The sequence below is a fragment of the Luteimonas wenzhouensis genome (assembly GCF_007859305.1).
GTDB lineage: Bacteria > Pseudomonadota > Gammaproteobacteria > Xanthomonadales > Xanthomonadaceae > Luteimonas > Luteimonas wenzhouensis.
The window spans coordinates 215,154-233,078 of the sequence record NZ_VOHE01000004.1; the positions used below are offsets into that span (position 1 = coordinate 215,154).

Annotated in this window: 18 protein-coding genes; 6 read left to right on the forward strand and 12 right to left on the reverse strand. The window is 73.0% G+C overall.

Going from position 1 to position 17,925, the window contains the following annotated elements; translation table 11 throughout:
* The first annotated feature begins 33 nt into the window (after positions 1-33).
* On the forward strand, positions 34-1,434 hold the full coding sequence (locus FQY79_RS09690) for a mannose-1-phosphate guanylyltransferase/mannose-6-phosphate isomerase (RefSeq protein ID WP_146312714.1): 1,401 nt from the start codon (positions 34-36) through the stop codon (positions 1,432-1,434).
* Positions 1,435-1,568: 134 nt separating this feature from the next.
* On the opposite strand, the gene FQY79_RS09695 is transcribed toward FQY79_RS09690, so the two are convergent.
* The 8 genes from FQY79_RS09695 to cysG all read right to left on the reverse strand — a co-directional run bounded on the left by FQY79_RS09695 (position 1,569) and on the right by cysG (position 10,162).
* Positions 1,569-2,639 carry a sulfate/molybdate ABC transporter ATP-binding protein gene (locus tag FQY79_RS09695; protein ID WP_146312819.1) on the reverse strand — a complete coding sequence of 357 codons (1,071 nt, stop codon included), beginning with the start codon at positions 2,637-2,639 and terminating at the stop codon, positions 1,569-1,571.
* 429 nt (positions 2,640-3,068) lie between these two features.
* On the reverse strand, positions 3,069-3,926 hold the full coding sequence (gene cysW / locus FQY79_RS09700; protein WP_146312715.1) for a sulfate ABC transporter permease subunit CysW: 858 nt from the start codon (positions 3,924-3,926) through the stop codon (positions 3,069-3,071).
* Positions 3,919-4,785: a sulfate ABC transporter permease subunit CysT gene (cysT, locus tag FQY79_RS09705; RefSeq protein WP_146312716.1), complete on the reverse strand. Its 867-nt coding sequence runs from the start codon at positions 4,783-4,785 to the stop codon at positions 3,919-3,921. Before cysT ends, cysW begins: the two co-directional genes overlap by 8 nt.
* 91 nt (positions 4,786-4,876) lie before the next feature.
* On the reverse strand, positions 4,877-5,890 hold the full coding sequence (locus FQY79_RS09710; RefSeq protein WP_146312717.1) for a sulfate ABC transporter substrate-binding protein: 1,014 nt from the start codon (positions 5,888-5,890) through the stop codon (positions 4,877-4,879).
* Between the two features lie 23 nt (positions 5,891-5,913).
* Complete coding sequence (locus tag FQY79_RS09715; RefSeq protein WP_146312718.1) at positions 5,914-7,383, reverse strand: OprO/OprP family phosphate-selective porin; 1,470 nt, start codon at positions 7,381-7,383, stop codon at positions 5,914-5,916.
* 96 nt (positions 7,384-7,479) lie between these two features.
* The gene (locus FQY79_RS09720) at positions 7,480-7,692 is read right to left on the reverse strand and encodes a YezD family protein (RefSeq protein ID WP_146312719.1); all 213 of its coding nucleotides are present in this window, start codon (positions 7,690-7,692) and stop codon (positions 7,480-7,482) included.
* 25 nt (positions 7,693-7,717) lie between these two features.
* Complete coding sequence (gene cysK / locus FQY79_RS09725; RefSeq protein WP_146312720.1) at positions 7,718-8,695, reverse strand: cysteine synthase A; 978 nt, start codon at positions 8,693-8,695, stop codon at positions 7,718-7,720.
* A gap of 27 nt (positions 8,696-8,722) precedes the next feature.
* Positions 8,723-10,162, reverse strand: a complete 1,440-nt coding sequence (gene cysG / locus FQY79_RS09730; RefSeq protein ID WP_146312721.1) for a siroheme synthase CysG — start codon at positions 10,160-10,162, stop codon at positions 8,723-8,725.
* A gap of 225 nt (positions 10,163-10,387) precedes the next feature.
* On the opposite strand from cysG, the gene FQY79_RS09735 reads away from it, so the two are divergent.
* The gene (locus tag FQY79_RS09735; RefSeq protein ID WP_146312722.1) at positions 10,388-11,371 is read left to right on the forward strand and encodes a LysR family transcriptional regulator; all 984 of its coding nucleotides are present in this window, start codon (positions 10,388-10,390) and stop codon (positions 11,369-11,371) included.
* A 49-nt stretch (positions 11,372-11,420) separates the two neighbouring features.
* Here the strand turns inward: FQY79_RS09735 and FQY79_RS09740 are convergent, their stop codons facing one another.
* Entirely contained in the window at positions 11,421-11,624 is a 204-nt protein-coding gene (locus FQY79_RS09740; protein WP_146312723.1) for a hypothetical protein, read from the reverse strand.
* A gap of 163 nt (positions 11,625-11,787) precedes the next feature.
* Between FQY79_RS09740 and FQY79_RS09745 the strand changes: the two genes are divergently transcribed.
* Positions 11,788-12,315 (forward strand): pyridoxamine 5'-phosphate oxidase family protein, encoded by a 528-nt coding sequence (locus FQY79_RS09745; RefSeq protein ID WP_146312724.1) that lies wholly within the window; start codon positions 11,788-11,790, stop codon positions 12,313-12,315.
* Here FQY79_RS09745 and FQY79_RS09750 read toward each other — a convergent pair.
* Positions 12,312-12,758 (reverse strand): GFA family protein, encoded by a 447-nt coding sequence (locus FQY79_RS09750; RefSeq protein WP_146312725.1) that lies wholly within the window; start codon positions 12,756-12,758, stop codon positions 12,312-12,314. The two genes, FQY79_RS09745 and FQY79_RS09750, sit on opposite strands and share 4 nt — an antisense overlap.
* Positions 12,759-12,830: 72 nt before the next feature.
* The gene (locus FQY79_RS09755; protein WP_146312726.1) at positions 12,831-14,168 is read right to left on the reverse strand and encodes a serine hydrolase domain-containing protein; all 1,338 of its coding nucleotides are present in this window, start codon (positions 14,166-14,168) and stop codon (positions 12,831-12,833) included.
* A gap of 240 nt (positions 14,169-14,408) precedes the next feature.
* On the opposite strand from FQY79_RS09755, the gene FQY79_RS09760 reads away from it, so the two are divergent.
* Positions 14,409-15,419 (forward strand): Gfo/Idh/MocA family protein, encoded by a 1,011-nt coding sequence (locus FQY79_RS09760; protein WP_186759919.1) that lies wholly within the window; start codon positions 14,409-14,411, stop codon positions 15,417-15,419.
* A gap of 93 nt (positions 15,420-15,512) precedes the next feature.
* Here FQY79_RS09760 and FQY79_RS09765 read toward each other — a convergent pair whose 3' ends face one another.
* Positions 15,513-16,343: a polysaccharide deacetylase family protein gene (locus FQY79_RS09765; RefSeq protein WP_146312728.1), complete on the reverse strand. Its 831-nt coding sequence runs from the start codon at positions 16,341-16,343 to the stop codon at positions 15,513-15,515.
* A gap of 112 nt (positions 16,344-16,455) precedes the next feature.
* Here FQY79_RS09765 and FQY79_RS09770 point away from each other — a divergent pair, with 112 nt between their 5' ends.
* Entirely contained in the window at positions 16,456-17,604 is a 1,149-nt protein-coding gene (locus FQY79_RS09770; RefSeq protein WP_246123077.1) for an MFS transporter, read from the forward strand.
* Between the two features lie 111 nt (positions 17,605-17,715).
* Positions 17,716-17,925 (forward strand): hypothetical protein, encoded by a 210-nt coding sequence (locus FQY79_RS09775; protein WP_146312730.1) that lies wholly within the window; start codon positions 17,716-17,718, stop codon positions 17,923-17,925.

Here is a 17,925-nt window from a genome sequence, read left to right on the forward strand (position 1 = left end):
TAAACTGCCGCGCATTTCCGGGCGAGAGAGAGCATGAAGGTGCAGCCGGTGTTGTTGTCGGGTGGATCGGGGACGCGGCTGTGGCCGCTCTCGCGCGAGGCCTACCCCAAGCAGTTCCTGCCGTTGGCCGGCGAGCACACGATGCTCCAGGACACCTGGCTGCGCGTCGCGCCGCTGGCCGCGTCCGCGCCGATCGTGGTCGCCAACGAGGAGCACCGCTTCCTCGCCGGCGAACAGCTGCGCCTGGTGGGCGTGGAGCATGCCGACATCGTGCTCGAGCCGGTGGGCCGCAACACCGCCCCGGCGATCGCCGCCGCGGCGCTGCAGGCCACCGCGGGTGGCGACGATCCGGTGCTGCTGGTGCTGCCGTCCGACCACGTGGTGCGCGACGCCGACGGCTTCCGCGCCGCGGTCGCGCAGGCCCTGCCCGCGGCCGAGGCCGGCGCGCTGGTCACCTTCGGCATCGTGCCGTCCGCGCCGGAGACCGGTTTCGGCTACATCCAGGCCGGGCCGGGCGAGGGCGTCCGCCCGGTGCTGCGTTTCGTCGAGAAGCCCGACGCGGCCACCGCGCGCTCCTACCTCGACGCCGGCGGCTATTACTGGAACAGCGGCATGTTCCTGTTCCGCGCCTCGCGCTACCTGGCCGAGCTCGAACGCTTCCGTCCCGACATCCTGGCCTCGGTGCGCGCCGCGTTCGGCGCCGCCAGGCGCGACGGCGACTTCATCCGCCTCGACCGCGAGGCCTTCGCCGCCTGTCCGTCCGATTCGATCGACTACGCGGTGATGGAGAAGACCGACGACGCGCGCGTGCTGCCGGTCGACATCGGCTGGAACGATGTCGGCTCGTGGTCGGCGCTGTGGGAGGTCAGCGAGCAGGACGAACACGGCAACGCCCGCCACGGCGACGTGATCGCGGTCGATTCGCGCAACAGCTACGCCTACGCGCGGCGTCTGGTCGCCCTCGTCGGGGTGGACGACCTGGTCGTGGTCGAGACCGACGACGCGGTGCTGGTCGCGCACAAGGACAAGGTGCAGCAGGTCAAGGACGTGGTCGCGAAGCTCAAGTCCGACGAGCGCAGCCACGCGGTCCTGCACCGCGAGGTGCACCGCCCCTGGGGCAGCTACGACTCGATCGACCGCGACGACGGCTTCCAGGTCAAGCGGATCAAGGTCAAGCCCGGCGCGCGGTTGTCGCTGCAGTCGCACAAGCACCGCGCCGAGCACTGGATCGTGGTCCGCGGCACCGCGCGCGTGACCCGCGACAACGACGTATTCGAGCTGCACGCCAACCAGTCGACCTACATCCCGCTGGGCGCGAAGCACCGGCTGGAGAACCCGGGCACCGGGATGCTCGAGCTGATCGAGGTGCAGTCGGGCAGTTACCTGGGCGAGGACGACATCGTCCGTTACGAGGACGTGTACGGGCGGTCGTAGCGGCGCTGCGGACGACGGTGCGCCGCGGGGCGGCGCAGGCGCGGTGCCCGTACCGGCGGCGGGTCGCGGCTGAAGCCGCTCCTACGGTGCCCGGATCATGGCAGGAGCGGCTTCCGCGACCGGGCGCTGCGCGCTCAGCGCTGTCCCGGATACACCCGGTACTTCAGCAGCCGCACGCCGACCGCGTCGCCGGTGGCCGGGGTCGCCACGCCCGGCGCGGCGACCAGGTCGACCTCGAGCCTGCGCGACTGGCCCGGGAGTTCGAGCTCCACGGTGATGCGCCCGGCCTGGCGCGCGAGCGCGGCCACGCGCGCCTGCAGTCCGTCGCCCGGCGCCACGAACGCCGCGTCGTGCGGGCGCAGGTACAGGCTCGCGGGACCGTCGGCGACCCCGTCGGCCTCGAAGCCCGCCGCCTGGCCGTCGACCACGAACCGGCCGCCCTCGACCCGGCCCTCGACCACGCTGGCGCGGCCGATGAAGTCGAACACGTAGGGCGAGGCCGGCGCGCCGTAGATCTCGTCCGGGGTGCCGGCCTGCTCGATCCGGCCCTCGCGCAGCACCACCACGCGGTCGGCCAGTTCCAGCGCCTCGTCCTGGTCGTGGGTGACGAATACCGTGGTCTGGCCGGTCTGGTCGTGCAGGCGGCGCAGCCAGCGGCGCAGTTCCACCCGCACCTTGGCGTCGAGCGCGCCGAAGGGCTCGTCGAGCAGCAGCACGGTCGGGTCGATCGCCAGCGCGCGCGCCAGCGCGACGCGCTGCTTCTGCCCGCCCGACAGCTGTTCGGGATAGCGGTCGCCGTAGCCGGGCAGCTGGATCAGCGCCAGCAGTTCCTCGACCCGGCGCCGGATCGTGGCCCTGTCCGGGCGTTTCGCGCGCGGCCGGCTGCGCAGGCCGAAGGCGATGTTCTCGGCCACGGTCATGTGCCGGAACAGCGCGTACTGCTGGAACACGAAACCGACATTGCGCTCGCGCAGGCTGAGCAGGGTGGCGTCGGTGTCGCCGAACAGCACCCGGCCGCCGTCGGCGGGCAGCAGGCCGGCGATCACCCGCAGCAGGGTGGTCTTGCCGGATCCGGAGGGACCGAGCAGGGCGACCAGTTCGCCGGCGGCGATGTGCAGGTCCACGTGGTCGAGCGCCGCCGTGCCGCCGTAGCGCTTGGCGACGCCTTCGATCCGCAGGTCGACGCCGTGGCCGCGCGTGCCCATGGCGCGATCATCGCCGATTCCGCGGCCAGGCGCAGTGGAGGCTTCCGGATCGGCGACGGGGTGGGGGGTGTGCACGGCGTGGTCCTGGGTCAACAGCACGTTCGTGGTCTCCGTGGGAGTGGCGCCGGCCGCGGCGTGGGTGGCGCGGCCGGCGTGGCGGGCGGACGGGGGGGAAGCGGCGAGGGACGGGCTCATGCATGCCTCCGGTGCGAGGCGAGGCCGTCGCTGTGGCGGGACTCCAACCGCGCCCGACGTGCGCCAGGCGGCGGAGATGCTTCACCGCCGCCGCGGGCGATGGACGTGAAGCGCGTCATGCATGCCTCCGGTGCGAGGCGAGGCCGTCGTTGTGGCGGGACTCCAACCGCGCCCGACGTGCGCCAGGCCGCGGAGATGCTTCACCGCCGCCGCGGGCGATGGACGTCAAGCGCGTCATGCATGCCTCCGGTGCGAGGCGAGGCCGTCGCTGTGGCGGGACTCCAACCAGAACTTCAACACCAGCGTCACCAGCGCCAGCCCCGCCAGCAGCGAGGACACCGCGAACGCACCGGTGCTGTCGAACTCGTTGTAGAGGATCTCGATGTGCAGCGGCAGGGTGTTGGTCAGGCCGCGGATGTGGCCCGAGACCACCGACACCGCGCCGAACTCGCCCATCGCCCGCGCGCCGCACAGCAGCACGCCGTACAGCAGGCCCCACTTGATGTTGGGCAGGGTGACGCGGAAGAACATCGTCCAGGCGTTCGCGCCCAGCGAGCGCGCCACCACCTCCTCCTCGCTGCCCTGCTGCTGCATCAGCGGCACCAGCTCGCGGACCACGAACGGAAAGGTGATGAACAGCGTGGCCAGGACGATGCCCGGCCGCGCGAACAGGATCTTGACCTGGTGCTCGCGCAGGAAGTCGGCGAACCAGCCCTGCGAGCCGAACAGCAGCACCAGGCACAGGCCGGCGACCACCGGCGAGACCGCGAAGGGCAGGTCCACCAGGGCCAGCAGCGCGCGCTTGCCGCGGAACTCGAACCGGGTCAACGACCAGGCCGCGAACACGCCGAACACCGCGTTCACCGGGATCACGATCGCCGCGGTGAACAGGGTCAGCTTGAGCGCGGCGATCGCGTCGGGCGTGGTCAGCGCGTTCCACCACGTGGCGAAGCCCTTGCCGAAGGCCGACAGCAGCACCATCAGCAGCGGCAGCACCACCAGCAGCCCCATCACCAGCACCGCGGCGCCGATCAGCAGCCGGCGCAGCCACGGCGGGGTCTCCAGCCCGTGTCCTGCGTGCGCGTCAGCCATCGCGGCGGCTCCTGCGTTCGTGGCGGAACGCCAGCGGGATCAGGTTGATCGCCAGCAGGCAGGCGAACGAGGCGGCCAGCATCAGCGCCGCCAGCGCGATCGCGCCGTTGTAGTCGTACTCCTCGAGCCGGATCGTGATCAGCAGCGGCGCGATCTCGGTCTGGAACGGCTTGTTGCCGGCGATGAAGATCACCGAGCCGTACTCGCCCAGCGCACGCGCGAAGGCGAGCGAGAACCCGGTCAGCAGCGCCGGCAGCAGCTCGGGCAGCACCACCCGGCGCAGGGTGGTCAGTCGCGAGGCGCCGAGCGAGGCGGCGGCCTGCTCCTGCTCGTGGCCCAGGGACTCGAGGATCGGCTGCACCGTGCGCACCGCGAACGGCAGGCCGATGAACACCAGCGCGATCACGATGCCGGCGGGCTGGTAGGCCACCTGGATGCCGAGCGGCTCCAGGTACCGGCCGATCCAGCCGGTGGGCGCGTAGATCGCGGTCAGGGCGATGCCGGCGACCGCGGTCGGCAGCGCGAACGGCAGATCGACCAGCGCGTCGAGCAGGCGCCGGCCGGGGAAGCGGTAGCGCACCAGCACCCAGGCCACCAGTGCGCCGGCGAACAGGGCGACGAGCGCGGCGACGAACGCGGTGCCGAAGCTCACCTTCAGCGCCGACTGCACGCGCGGGTCCTTGAGCGCGCGCAGCCAGCCGTCGAGGCCTAGGCCCGTGGCGCGGAAGGTCAGCGCCGCCAGCGGCAGCAGCACCACCGCGCCGAGCCAGGCCATGCCGAGGCCGAGGCTGAGGCCGAACCCCGGCAACGGGCGGCGCCAGCGCGGGCGCGACAGGTAGGGAAGGGCGAGCGTGCTCATCGGTGCGGCGGGTCGGGCTCTCGTGGGGAGGTGGCGAGCATAGGCGGCGGGGGGGCGCGGCCGGGAGCGACGGACGCGCCCCCGGTCGCGGTTACGGACCGTAGATCCGGTCGAAGAAGCCGCCGTCGGAGAAGTGCAGCTTCTGCGCCTTCGCCCATCCGCCGAACGCGTTGTCGATGGTCACCAGCGGGATCGGCTTGAAGTGCGCGATCGCCGCCGGCGGCAGCAGTTCCGGCCGCGACGGGCGGTAGTGGTTGCGTGCGGCGATCGCCTGGCCCTCGGCCGAATACAGGTGCTGCAGGTAGGCCTCGGCCAGCTTGCGGGTGCCGCGGCGGTCGACGTTGCCGTCCACCACCGACACCGGCGGCTCGGCCTTGATGCTCAGGCTCGGGAACACGATTTCGAAGCGGTCGCGCACGTCCGGGTCGGACAGGGTCAGCAGGGCCTCGTTCTCCCACGCCAGCAGCACATCGCCGATGCCGCGCTCGACGAAGGTGGTGGTCGAGCCCCGGGCCCCGGTATCGAGCACCGGCACGTTGGCGAACAGCTTCCTGAGGTAGTCGAGCACCAGGTCGGCCTTGCGGTACTCGCGCGAGGCCCACGCCCATGCGGCCAGGTAGTTCCAGCGCGCGCCGCCGGAGGTCTTGGGATTGGGCGTGATCACGGCGACGCCCGGCCTGGCCAGATCGCCCCAGTCGCGGATCTGCTTCGGGTTGCCCTTGCGCACCAGGAACACGATGGTCGAGGTATAGGGCGAGCTGTTGTTCGGCAGCCGCGACTGCCAGTCCTTCGGAATCAGGGTGGTGTTCTCGACGATCGCGTCGATGTCGCCGGACAGGGCGAGGGTGACGACGTCGGCCTCGAGCCCGTCGATCACCGCGCGCGCCTGCTTGCCGGAGCCGCCGTGCGAGGCGCGCAGGGTCACGTCCTGGCCGGTCTCGGCCTTCCACTTCTTCCTGAACGCCTCGTTGAACTCCGCGTAGAGCTCGCGGGTCGGGTCGTAGGAGACGTTGAGCAGCTCGAGCTTCTGCGCCCACGCGGTGCCGCTGGCCGCGGACAGGCCGATCAGCAGGGCGACGAGGGTATTCCTGGTCGTGGTCTTCATGTGCATGGTCTCGGAAAGGGGGATCAGAACGCGAACTGGGCGCGCGTGAAGAAGGTTTTCTCGTCCTGCCGGTCGGCGTCACCGGGGCCGCCGCCGGTGAACGAGGTATGGCCGTAGCTTGCCGCGAGCTTGAGGTGGCCGGTGGGGTACCAGTTCAGGCCCAGGGCCCAGGCGCTGGCTTCGGAGGCCGAGGCCGACGGCGAGGCGAAGAGCGGGAACGCGGCGTCGTCGACGTCGAGCTCGCCATAGCGGGCGACCAGCTCGAACGCGCCCCAGCCGCCGTCGGCGCCCGGCGCGAACGGACGGTGGGGCTTCACGCCGCGGTGGCTGGCCTTCTCGCCGGTGACCACCCAGCGGCCGCTGAGGCTCCAGGCCGAGTGGTCGAGCGAGGCGCGCGCGGCGGTGGCGGTGTCGACCACCTCCTGCTTCGAGCGGATGTACTCACCGAGCAGGCCGACCGGACCGGCGTACCAGTACGCGTGCGGCGACCAGCGGGTGTGTTCGCCGTCGGCGACCACGGTGCCGAGGTAGCTGAAGAACGTGGCCTGGCCCTGGGTGCGGTAGCGCGGCAGGAAGCTGTTGCCGGCGCCTTGCTTGTCGCCGGTGCTGGCGCCGATGCCGAAGCCCAGGCCGGAGAGGGCGCCGTCGCTGCCCTTCCACGGCTCGAAGAGCAACCGGCCGGCGAACTCGAACTCGCCATCGGGATTGCTGGTCGGGCTGTCGCGCCCGTCCGGGGCGCCGTTGTACACGCCGACCACGTAGTTGACGCGCGACTGTGCCAGTGCGCCATGCAGCTGCACGCCGAGGTCGCGGTTGGGCGCCAGCTCGGTCGGGAAGCCGCGTTCGACCAGCGCGATCGCGCCGCCGCCCTGCAGGCGCTCCAGGCCCACGGGCCCCTTCACCTTGCCCGCGCGCACGGTGGCGGCCGGGCTGAACTTGAGGTCGACGTAGGCATCGACGATCGAGGCGCTGTCGCCGGCGAACTCGGGCGTGATCCGGAAGCCGACCAGCTCGCCCCAGCTGCCCTCCAGGGTCGGGCGGATGCGACGCCACAGGAAGGTGTCGTTCTGCGGCCGCTCGTCGTCGTCGATGAACACGCGGTGGTCGGCCTGGACCAGGGCGCCGAGCTTGAGCTGCACCTTGCCGTCGGCGCTGCGGATCGAGGCGCCCTTGTCGGCGGCGAGGGTGATCTCCGGCTGCGGCTTCGGCGCCGGCGCGGGCTGGCTCGCGGCGACCGCCTGCTGGCGGTCGCGCTCGTCCAGGCCCTGCTCGACCGCGCGCAGGCGACGGTCGAGTTCGGCCAGCCCGTCGGGCGCGGCGCCGTCCACCGGGGCGATGCCCAGCCGGCGTTCGACGATGCGCAGGCGCTCGGCGATCTGTTCGGGGGTGGGGGCGGCGTCCTGGGCCATGGTGGTGGCCGGGGCCAGGGCCAGGGCGAGCGCCAGCAGGTGGCGGCGCGGTGGTCTTACGGAGGCGGGGTGGGGCGATCGCATGGCGTTTCCTCGTGGAGTTCTCGGGAAGCGCCTCCGGTCGTCCGGTCGGCACCGTGGATGGGATGGGTGGATGGGCTGCAGGCCGAGGACATGGGCTCAGTCGTTCAGCCGCAGCTTCTGGCTGCGCGTGATCTGCACGATCCGCGACGAGTGCACCACCACCTCAACCTGGCCGTAGGCCAGGTCGCGGACGGCGTCGAGCACGGCGCGCTCGGCCTCGCTGATCGGATCCCCGCCGCCGCGCGGGTCGGCCGCAGGGGGCGTGGTGGCCGGAACGGCCGGGATGGGGGGGACGGGGGATCGGCTCATGGTGGCGATGCCCGTGGGGTGGGGATCAGGCGGCGTCCCGCGCGCCGTCCAGGCCGGCCAGCCAGTCGTCGTCCGAGCCCTCGTTGAGATGCGAGAACAGCGGCGTCGAGAAGTAGCGCTCGCCGGTATCGGGCAGGGTGGCCAGCAGCACCGAGCCTTCCGGCGCGCCGGCCGCGACCTTCAGCGCCGCGGCCACGGTGGCGCCGGCCGAGATGCCGACGAAGATGCCTTCCTCGGTGGCGAGGCGGCGCGCGGTGTCGATCGCCTCGTCGTCGGTCACCGGGACCAGCTCGTCGTGCACGTCGCGGTTGAGCACCTCGGGCAGGAAGTCCGGGGTCCAGCCCTGGATCTTGTGCGGCGCCCACTCCTTGCCGCCCAGCAGCGAGGCGGCGGTCGGCTCGGTGGCGATGATCTTCACCTCCGGGCGCGCGACCTTGAGCACCTCGCCCACGCCGGTGAGGGTGCCGCCGGTGCCCCAGCCGCTGACGAAGTAGTCCAGGCGCCGGCCGGCGAAGTCGCGCAGGATCTCGGCCGCGGTGGTCTGCCGGTGGTAGGCCGGGTTGGCCGGGTTGGCGAACTGCGAGGCCAGGAACCAGCCATGCTTCTCTGCCAGCTCGCGCGCCTTCTTCACCATCCCGGTGCCGCGCTCGGCGGCCGGGGTCAGGATCACCTTGGCGCCGTAGGCGCGCATCAGCTTGCGGCGCTCGATCGAGAAGGTCTCCACCATCACCGCCACGAACCGGTAGCCGCGCGCGGCCGCCACCTGGGCCAGGGCCACGCCGGTGTTGCCCGAGGTCGCTTCGACGATGGTGTCGCCGGGCTTGAGCAGGCCGCGCTGTTCGGCGTCGAGCACGATCGCCAGCGCCAGGCGGTCCTTCACCGAGCCGCCGGGGTTGAACGATTCGGCCTTGGCATACACGGTGGCGTGCGCGGGCGCGATGCGGTGCAGCTTGACGATCGGCGTGTTGCCGATGGTGTCGACGATGCTGTCGTAGATGGCCATGGTGGTTCCTCGGTGCGGGTGGAACGGTCAGGCGGCGTCCGCGAGCGGGGTCGCGGGAGCGCCGAGCGGGGCGGCGCCAAACCAGTGCAGGTCGCCGGCCAGCGCGGCCACCTCGCCGACGATCAGCAGGGCAGGCGACTGTACGGCGTGCCGCCGCGCCAGGTGTGACAATTCGGTTAGCCGGCCGCGAACGACGCGTTGTTCCGGGCGGGTGCCGTTCTCGACCAGCGCGAACGGGGTGTCGGGCGCGCGGCCGTGGGCCAGCAGCCGCGCCTGGACCAGCTCCAGTCGGGCCGCGCCCATGTAGAAGGCGAGGGTCTGGCGGTCGCGGGCCAGCGCGGCCCAGTCCAGGGTGTCCTCCGGCCCCTGGCAATGGGCGGTGACCAGGCGCACCGACTGCGCGTGGTCGCGGTGCGTGAGCGGGATGCCGGCGTACGCCGCGCAGGCCGCCGCGGCGGTGATCCCGGGCACCACCTCGTAGTCGATGCCCGCCGCGCGCAGCGCCTGGAGCTCTTCGCCGCCGCGGCCGAACACGAACGGGTCGCCACCCTTGAGCCGGACCACGTGGCGGCCGGCGGTCGCATGCTCGACCATCAGCGCGTGGATCCGCTCCTGCGGCACGGCATGGTGGCCGGCCCGCTTGCCGACCTCGATCCGGAGCGCGTCGCGACGGGCCAGTGCCAGCACCTCGGCGCTGACCAGGCGGTCGTGCAGGATCACGTCGGCGTCGTTCAGCAGCCGCAGGGCGCGCAGGGTGAGCAGGCCGGCATCGCCGGGGCCGGCGCCGACCAGGGCCACCCGGCCGCGGGCCGGTGCGTCGGGGGCGTCGAGCGCACGCTCGAGCTCGCGCGCGGCCTCGATGTGGCGGCCGCGACGCAGCAGCCCCGGCAGCGGGCCGGACAGCAGCCGCGCGACCGCGCGCCGGCGCGCGTCGGCGTCCGGCCAGCGCGCGAGCAGCCGCGCGCGCTGGCGCGCCAGCAGCGCGGCCAGCGCGCCCAGCGAGTGGTCGAACTGGCGTTCGAGCTGCTCGCGCACCAGCCGCGCCAGCATCGGCGCACCGCCGCCGCTGGAGATCGCGACCTGCAGCGGGCCGCGCTCGACCCGCGCCGGCAGGTGCACCCGCGCAAGTTCCGCGTCGTCGACCACGTTCACCCACACCCGGCGCGCCTGGCCGGCCTCGGCCACGGCACGGTTGACCTGCGGGTCGTCGGTGGCGGCGATTGCCAGCCAGGCGTCGTCCAGCGCCTCCGGGGCGAACGTCCCCGCGCGGTGGTCGATGCGCCCATCGGCCGCCAGGGGTGCGAGCGCCCCGCCGAGTGCCGGGGCAACCACGACGATGCGCGCGCCGGTGCCCAGCAGGGCCTCGACCTTGCGCGCCGCGACCAGCCCGCCGCCGACCACCACGACGGTCCGGTCGCGCAGGTCGGCGAAGAGCGGGAACAGCCGATTGTGGTCGGACTCGGGCATCTGGAGTGGCGGGGATGGCAGGCGGGAGCGTGGAGCACGACGCTAGCGACTGCGGGGCGGCCGGCGGAAATGGCGACGCGTGCTGCTCTTATGCCGCAAAGGCATAAGCCCGGCCGGCCGCGTGGACAGGCGGGCCGGGCGGCGGCTATGATCCACCAATCCATCTTTCAATCGCGATGGAAAGATGAAGTTGCGGCGGAAACCAGCGCCGCGGGACCGCTCCGGATGACCCTGACCCAGCTGCGCTATCTCGTTGCGATCGTCGACGCCGGGCTCAACATCACGCTGGCGGCCGAGCGCGTGCACGCGACCCAGCCGGGCCTGTCCAAGCAGCTCAAGCAGCTCGAGGACGAGCTGGGCTTCCAGCTGTTCGTGCGCAAGGGACGCAGCCTGGACGGGATCGCCCCCGCGGGGCGCAAGGTGATCGAGCACGCGCGCCGGGTCCTGGCCGAGGTCGCCAACATCCGCAGCTACGCTGCCAACGAGCGCGGCGAGCACAGCGGCCGCCTGCTGCTGGCCACCACCCATACCCAGGCCCGCTACGTGCTGCCACCGGCGATCGCGGGCGTGCGGCGCGAGTACCCGCAGGTGGACGTGGACCTGCAGGCAGCCAGCGACGCCGAAGTGCTGCAGCTGCTCAAGGACGGCGCCGACCTGGCGGTGATCAGCACCGCCGGCGGCACCCCCGAGGGCGGGCTGGCGGTGCCGCTGTACACCTGGCGCCGGGTGCTGCTGCTGCAGGCCACGCATCCGCTGGCCGGCCTCGACCGCGCGCCCACCCTGGCCGAACTGGCCCGCCACCCGCTGATCAGCTACGAGTCCTCGACCCGGCCCGACTCCTCGATGCGGCGCGCTTTCGCCGCCGCCGGGGTCGAACCGCAGCTGGCGATGACCGCGCGCGACGCCAACCTGATCAAGACCTACGTGCGCGCCGGGCTGGGCGCGGGCCTGCTGGCGGAGATGGCGGTCGGTCCGCGCGAGGACCAGGACCTGCGGATCCTGCCGGCGCCGGCGGAGATCCCCGAGTGCATCACCTGGGCGGTGATCCCGCGCGGCCGGGTGCTGCGCGAGTACGCGCTGCACCTGCTGCACCTGGTGGCGCCACAGATCGACCGGCGCGACCTGCGCCGGGTGCTGGAAGGCAACCTGGAGGCGGACTGGCCGGCGCCCCCGGGCTGGCAGGACCTGAGCCAGCCGATCACGTTCTAGGCCCGGTCGCGGCGCGCGCCGGCTGCGCGGGGCGCGCGCGGGCGCGCGATCACGCCTCGACGGCGGAGATGTAGGCGCCGGTGCTGACGATCTGGAAGGTCTCGCTGTCGACCCGGCGCACCGGGCTGCCGTCCTCGAGCGTGTAGACCATGCGCGCGCCGCCGTGGGCGTCCTCGCCCTCGGCCGCTTCCAGGCGCTGGATCACGCGGTGTTCGTTCCCCGCCTCGTCGCGGGCATAGAGGATCCGGGTCATGCAATGGCCTCCGTGGAGCCGATGGCCACACGCTAGCCGCGCGCGCGGAGCCTTGCGTGAAGGATTCACCAAGGCGTCGTTAACACAGTGCCCGTCCGGACCTTCACGGCGCTCGCGCAGGCACCGCGGCCACACTGCGCGTCCCGTTTGCAGGAGCAGGCCCATGGCGACGCCCGAGGAACTCGAACACCTGGCCAGGCTGATGGAGAAGATCGACATCGCCATGCTGACCACGCGCGGCGGCGACGGTCGCCTCTACAGCCGCCCGCTGTCCACCCAGTGCGCCGACTTCAACGGCGAACGGGTGTGGTTCATGACCTCCGCCGCAACGCCCAAGGTCGCGGAGATCGAGCAGCATCCGGCGGTCAACGTCGCCTATGCCTCGGCCGATGCCAATACCTACCTCTCGGTCGCCGGGCAGGCGCGCGTGGTGCGCGACCGGGCGCTGATCGAGCGCTTCTGGAACGATGCGATGAAGGCCTTCTTCCCCGGTGGCAAGGACGACCCGAACCTGGTGCTGATCGAGGTCGCGGTCGAGACCGTCGAGTACTGGGACGGCCCCGGCAGCTGGATCGGCAAGGCCGCCGCCTTCGCGGTGGCCCGGGTCACCGGCGACGACGAGGCCCTGGGGGAGAACCGGATCGTGGACCTGCGCAGCGGCGTGACCCGGGAACCGCCGGGCGGCCGCTAGAGCCAGCCGGCGTGCGCCGGGATGGCCTCCCAGTCGTCGTTGGCGCCGTCTTCGAGCCGCACCGGGGCGCGGTCCAGCGCCTCGAACGGCACGTCGTCCAGGCGGGCCACGTTGACGCACACGAAGGGTCCGCCCATCACCTCGAAGTCGGCGCGGCTGAAGGTGGTGGTGCCGCAGTTGCGGCAGAAGCAGTGCTCGATCGTGCCGCTGCCGAAGCGGTAGCGGCCGAGGCCGGCGCCTTCGAGCAGTTCGAAGGCCTCGGCCGGCACGTGCGCCTTCCAGATGCGGGTCTTGCGGCAGTAGCTGCAGGTGCAGCGCAGGTTGGTGGCGTACCAGGGGCCGGGCCGCAGCTGCGGTGAGCGTTCGCCCTGCGGCGCGAGGTCGAGCGTGCAGCGGAACCTGACCTGGCCGCAGTGGCAGCTGCCGTGGCGCGTCTCCAGCATGGGTGTTGCTCCGTCGTGGTCCTGCCCCACGACGAACGCGGGCGTGCCGGATCGACACGCCCGCCGGCCGTGTTACCGGCCTTCGTTTTCCGGGGCGTCCGGCGCCGGGCCCTTGTTCGCGGACGAGGCCGCTTCGTCGTGCACGTAGACCGCGTCGCGGAAGCGCTTGTGCAGGTCGGTGCCACCGGGCGGGATGTACTGGGTGAACAGGACCGCCACGATGTCGTTCTTCGGGTCCACCCAGAACAGCGTGTTCGCGAATCCGTCCCAGAAGAACTCGCCGACCGCGCCGGAGGCCTCGCCGGCGTGCGCCGGTGGCGAATGCCGGACCGCGAAGTCGATCCCGAAGCCCACCTGGCCCTTGCCCGGCAGCCAGGAGCGGTCGCCGACGGTGTCGGGCAGGTCGTCGCGCGCCATCAGCGCCACCGTTTCCGGGCGCAGGATGCGCACGCCGTCGAGTTCGCCGCCGTTGGCGAGCATGCGTGCGAAGCGCATGTAGTCGTCGAGCGTGGACGCCAGGCCGTAGCCGCCGGGGCTCATCGGCCATTCCCGGGTCGCGTTGTCGAGCCAGGGCGAGTCGGGCAGACGCTCGAAGCCGCCGCCGTCCTGCAGTTCGTACATCGCGGCGAGCCGGCCGCGGCGCCCCGGCTCCACGTACCAGCCGGTGTCATGCATGCCCAGCGGTTCTAGCACGCGCGCGTGCACCAGCTGCGCGAACGGCTGGCCGGCCAGCACTTCGGCCAGCCGGGCCTGCACGTCCACCGAGATGCCGTACAGCCAGCGCGTGCCCGGCGGGTAGGCCAGCGGCACGGCGGCGAGGCGGCGCGACATCTCCTCGAGCGTGATCTCGCGGCTGTCGATGTTCGCTTCGCGGTACAGGCGCGCGGGCGCGTCGTCCTCGAACGCGGCGGCGAAACCGGCGGTGTGGCGCAGGATGTCGCGCACCAGGATCGGCCGCTCCGGCGGCACCAGCACCGGCTGGCCGTCCGCATCCTCGCCCGCGTACACCTGCACGTCCGCGTACTCGGGCAGGTACCGGGACAGCGGATCGTCGAGCTGGAACCTGCCTTCCTCGTACAGCGTCATCAGCGCGACCCCGGTGACCGGCTTGGTCATCGAATGGATCTGGGCCACCGTGTCGCGCTGCATCGGCCGCCCGGCCTCGCGGTCGGCCATGCCGAAGGCGCCGAAGTAGGTCTCGCGCCCCCGCTCGTACACCAGGGCCGACACGCCCACGACCCGGTCCTGTTCGACCATGCCGCGCAGCACGCCGTCGATGTGCCCGGGATCCACCAGCGGGCGGGCCGGCGGATCGTCGGCGGAAGCCGCGCCGGCGTCGGGCGCGGTGGACGGGTTGGGCTGGCAGGCGGCCAGCAGCAGGCCGAGCGCGGCCGCGACGTATGCCTTCATGCAGGAGCTCCCCGTGATGTGGGCGGGCGCGCGCGGCGCCGCCGGCCCAGTATGGCGATGCCCGGCGTGCGGTGCCCGCTGCGGCGCAGCGTCGGGCGCGGACGGCGCGTCGCCCGCGCGCTAGCATCGGCCGGCCGGCGTTCCGTCCGCGCCCACTGGAGTTGCCATGCCGACCGCCCGCCTTCCCGCCTCGTCCGTCCCGGGCGCCCGGCGTCCCGATCCGGCCCGGGAGGCGCGGCGATGAGCGGCGACCGCCGGCTCGGGGTGGCCCTGTGCGGCCTGGGCATGCTCAGCGAACACCAGATCGCGCCGGCGCTCGAAAAGACCCGGCATTGCCGGCTCGCCGGGCTGGTCAGCGGGAGTCCGGACAAGGTGGCCCGGTTTCAGGCCCGCTACGGAGTGCCCGACGACGCGGTGTACGGCTACCACAACATGGCGCGCATGGCGGACAACCCGGACATCGACATCGTGTACGTGGTCACGCCCAACGCGCTGCACGCCGACCACGCGATCGCCGCCGCGCGCGCCGGCAAGCACGTGTTCTGCGAGAAGCCGCTGGAGGTCTCGGTCGAACGCTGCCAGGCGATGATCGACGCCTGCCGCGAGGCCGGGACGCTGCTGGGCACCGCCTACCGCTGCCACTACGACCCGCACCACGTCGAATGCATCCGCCTGGCCCGCGAGCGCGTGTTCGGCGCGCCGGTGGTGGTGCAGGCCGCGTTCTCGATCGACGTCGGCCGCGCGGACCAGTGGCGCCTGCGCCACGCGCTGGCCGGCGGCGGCGCGCTGGTGGATGTGGGCATCTACGCGCTCCAGGCCAGCCGCTACCTCACCGGGGAGGAGCCGGTCGAGGTCAGCGCGATGGCGAGCATCACCGACGCGGAGAAGTACGCCGAGGTCGACGAGACCCTGGTCTGGACCGCGCGCTTCCCTTCCGGCGTGCTGGCGCACTGTGCGACCAGCTTCCGGGCCGGCGGCATGCAGTCGCTGCGGGTCGACTGCGAGCGCGGCTGGTTCGAACTCGACCCGGCGTTCTTCTACGACGGCAACCACGGCCGGCGCAGCGACGGGGTCGAGATCCGGCATCCGCCGACCGACCTGTTCGCGGCCGAGCTCGACGACTTCGCACTGTCGATCCTCGAAGGCCGGCCGGCGCGGCTGCCGGGCGAGGAGGGCCTGCGCGACGTGCGGATCATGCAGGCGATCTACGAGGCGGCGCGCACCGGCCGCCGCGTGCGCCTGGGCGGCTGATCGCGGCCGCGCCGCCCGCGACGCGGGCGCCCGGCCCCCCTCGTGCAGTGGCCCCGTCACGGCCGGCCACCGGATCGGGGCGGTGTGTGTTGCCTACCGCCCTTGGCCGCCGCCGGCCCGCGCCTGCTGGTCGCGCACCCAGCGCATCTGGTTGCGGAAGGTGTCGGTCCAGTACAGGTGGCGGTTCGCGGCCAGGAACGCCAGCAGTTCCTCGTGCGCCTCGTTGCTGACCGGCAGGTGGTCGCCGCCGATGCCGTGGAAGGTGAAGTTGATCATCGTGCCGCGGCGCCCGGCTTCCTCGACCAGGGCGATCAGTTCCGCGCCGGTCGCGTCCACCGGCACCGTCACCGGGACCGCGGCGCGGTCCAGCGCCCACATGTCGGGCACCACGTCGCCGCCAACCAGCTTGATCCCGAGGAACATCGGCGCCACCGCGGCGATGTAGTCGCCGTCGGCTGCGGCGCGGTCGCCGCACGGCGCGGTGTAGGTGAACTCGGTGCTGCCGTCGATCGCGTGCAGCATGGTGTTGGCCACCGCCACCTGGGCCTGCATCCGGGCCACGGTGGTCGTGTCCAGGTCCTGCTCCGGCTTCACCCACTCGCGGCCGGCGCCGCGCGCCGAGCACTGGTGGAACAGGCTGTGGTTGCCCAGCTCGTGGCCGCTGCGCGCCGCCGCGCGCCACTCTTCCATGCGCTCGCGCACCGTGTCCGCGGCGAGGGTCAGGTAGAAGGTGCCCTTGAGCCCGTGCCGGTCGAGCGCCGGGATCGCGTGGTCGAGCTGCGAGGGCAGGGCGTCGTCGTAGGCCAGGCTGACCGCCGCGCGCTGGCCGTCGGGCCACGGGAAGGGCGGCGGGGTCGCCGCCGCGGTCGCGAGCGCCAGGGTCCCCGCCGCGAAGGCCGCGGCCAGCAGGTGTCGGATCCTCATGTGCATCAATCCCCTCTGGTGGAACGCACATGTTGCCCGATGCGCACCCTCGGGCGCAGCGCGCGGCCGCGGCGCCGGCTATGGTGTGGGGTCCCCACCCGCAGGCACGTCCTTGGCAGCCCACGACCCCCGCCGCGCGCAGCAGCACGCCACCCGTGCCGCGTTCTTCATCCCCGGCTTCACGATCGCCACCTGGGCGCCGCTGGTGCCGTACGCCAAGCTGCGCGCGGGCCTGGACGAGGCCGGCCTGGGGCTGGTGCTGCTGTGCCTGGGCATGGGCTCGCTGCTGGCGATGCCGATGGCCGGCGCGCTGGCCGGGCGCCAGGGCTGCCGGCGGGTGATGCTGGCCAGCACCGCGGTGATGGTGGCGTGCCTTCCGCTGCTGGCGCTGGTGTCCGACCCGCTCCTGCTGGGCCTGGTGCTGCTGGCGCTGGGAGCGGCGATGGGCGCGATGGACTGCACCATGAACATCCAGGCGGTAGTGGTGGAGCGCGAGGCCGGGCGGCCGATGATGTCCGGCTTCCACGCCTTCTACAGTGTCGGCAGCCTGGCCGGCGCCCTGCTGGCCACGCTGCTGCTGGGCAGCGGGCGTGGTCCGCTGGCCACCACGCTGGCGGTGGCCGCGCTGGTGGCGCTGCTGTGCGCCGGCGCCGCCGGCGCCTGGCGCCCCGACCGCGCGCCGCCGGGTGCGCGCATGTTCGCGGTGCCGCGCGGGGTGGTCGCGGTGGTGGGCACGGTGTGCTTCGTGAGCTTCCTGGCCGAGGGCGCGATGCTCGACTGGAGCGCGGTCTACCTGCACGAGGTGCGGGAGGTGGACGTGGCCCGCGCCGGATGGGGCTTCGTCGCCTTCAACGTGGCGATGACGCTTACCCGGCTGCTGGGCGACGGCGTGATCGCGCGCGTCGGCAGTGCGCCGACGGTCGCGTGCGGCGGCCTGCTCGCCGCGGCCGGGCTGGCGCTGGTGGTGCTGGCGCCGGACCTGCGTGCCAGCCTCGCCGGGCATGCGCTGCTGGGCATCGGCTGCGCCAACATCGTGCCGGTGATGTTCAGCCTCGCCGGCCGGCAGACGCGGATGCCGGTGCACCTGGCGATCCCGGCGGTCACCACGCTGGGCTATGCCGGCGTGCTCGCCGGGCCGGCGCTGATCGGCTTCGTCGCCCAGGGCGCGAGCCTGGCCGCGGCCCTGCTGGCGGTGGCCTTCGCGCTCGCCGCGGCGGCCCTGCTCGGCGCGCGGGTGGCCACCCGCCCCGGCGCGGCGTGACCGCGTGCGCGGTCGCGCGCACTGTCATCGCAGGGTCGGGAGGCGGCAACGCGGCGTCCACATCCGCGTCCCTACGATGCGCCTCCCCCGGCATGCGCGCGAAGGTGGACAGTGGAACAGGGCAGGATCCGGATCGAAGTCGGGCACGACCTGCGCGACGGTTGGACGGTGACCCGCGACCGCGTCGTCGACGGCTGCTTCGACAGCCTCGACGCCGCCTATGACTACGCCAGCACCTGCGCCCGGCGCGCGCACCGCGCCGGCCTGGCCGTGGACCTGGTGATGGCGCCGCCGTCGCGGCCGCGACAGGCAGCGGGCTGA

What these genes read in the sequence shown, in the direction of transcription:
- FQY79_RS09690 (WP_146312714.1), top strand. Translation starts at nt 34, where the DNA reads ATGAAGGTGCAGCCGGTGTTGTTGTCGGGTGGATCGGGGACGCGGCTG.
- FQY79_RS09695 (WP_146312819.1), bottom strand. Translation starts at nt 2,639, where the DNA reads ATGGGCACGCGCGGCCACGGCGTCGACCTGCGGATCGAAGGCGTCGCC.
- cysW (WP_146312715.1), bottom strand. Translation starts at nt 3,926, where the DNA reads ATGGCTGACGCGCACGCAGGACACGGGCTGGAGACCCCGCCGTGGCTG.
- cysT (WP_146312716.1), bottom strand. Translation starts at nt 4,785, where the DNA reads ATGAGCACGCTCGCCCTTCCCTACCTGTCGCGCCCGCGCTGGCGCCGC.
- FQY79_RS09710 (WP_146312717.1), bottom strand. Translation starts at nt 5,890, where the DNA reads ATGAAGACCACGACCAGGAATACCCTCGTCGCCCTGCTGATCGGCCTG.
- FQY79_RS09715 (WP_146312718.1), bottom strand. Translation starts at nt 7,383, where the DNA reads ATGCGATCGCCCCACCCCGCCTCCGTAAGACCACCGCGCCGCCACCTG.
- FQY79_RS09720 (WP_146312719.1), bottom strand. Translation starts at nt 7,692, where the DNA reads ATGAGCCGATCCCCCGTCCCCCCCATCCCGGCCGTTCCGGCCACCACG.
- cysK (WP_146312720.1), bottom strand. Translation starts at nt 8,695, where the DNA reads ATGGCCATCTACGACAGCATCGTCGACACCATCGGCAACACGCCGATC.
- cysG (WP_146312721.1), bottom strand. Translation starts at nt 10,162, where the DNA reads ATGCCCGAGTCCGACCACAATCGGCTGTTCCCGCTCTTCGCCGACCTG.
- FQY79_RS09735 (WP_146312722.1), top strand. Translation starts at nt 10,388, where the DNA reads ATGACCCTGACCCAGCTGCGCTATCTCGTTGCGATCGTCGACGCCGGG.
- FQY79_RS09740 (WP_146312723.1), bottom strand. Translation starts at nt 11,624, where the DNA reads ATGACCCGGATCCTCTATGCCCGCGACGAGGCGGGGAACGAACACCGC.
- FQY79_RS09745 (WP_146312724.1), top strand. Translation starts at nt 11,788, where the DNA reads ATGGCGACGCCCGAGGAACTCGAACACCTGGCCAGGCTGATGGAGAAG.
- FQY79_RS09750 (WP_146312725.1), bottom strand. Translation starts at nt 12,758, where the DNA reads ATGCTGGAGACGCGCCACGGCAGCTGCCACTGCGGCCAGGTCAGGTTC.
- FQY79_RS09755 (WP_146312726.1), bottom strand. Translation starts at nt 14,168, where the DNA reads ATGAAGGCATACGTCGCGGCCGCGCTCGGCCTGCTGCTGGCCGCCTGC.
- FQY79_RS09760 (WP_186759919.1), top strand. Translation starts at nt 14,409, where the DNA reads ATGAGCGGCGACCGCCGGCTCGGGGTGGCCCTGTGCGGCCTGGGCATG.
- FQY79_RS09765 (WP_146312728.1), bottom strand. Translation starts at nt 16,343, where the DNA reads ATGAGGATCCGACACCTGCTGGCCGCGGCCTTCGCGGCGGGGACCCTG.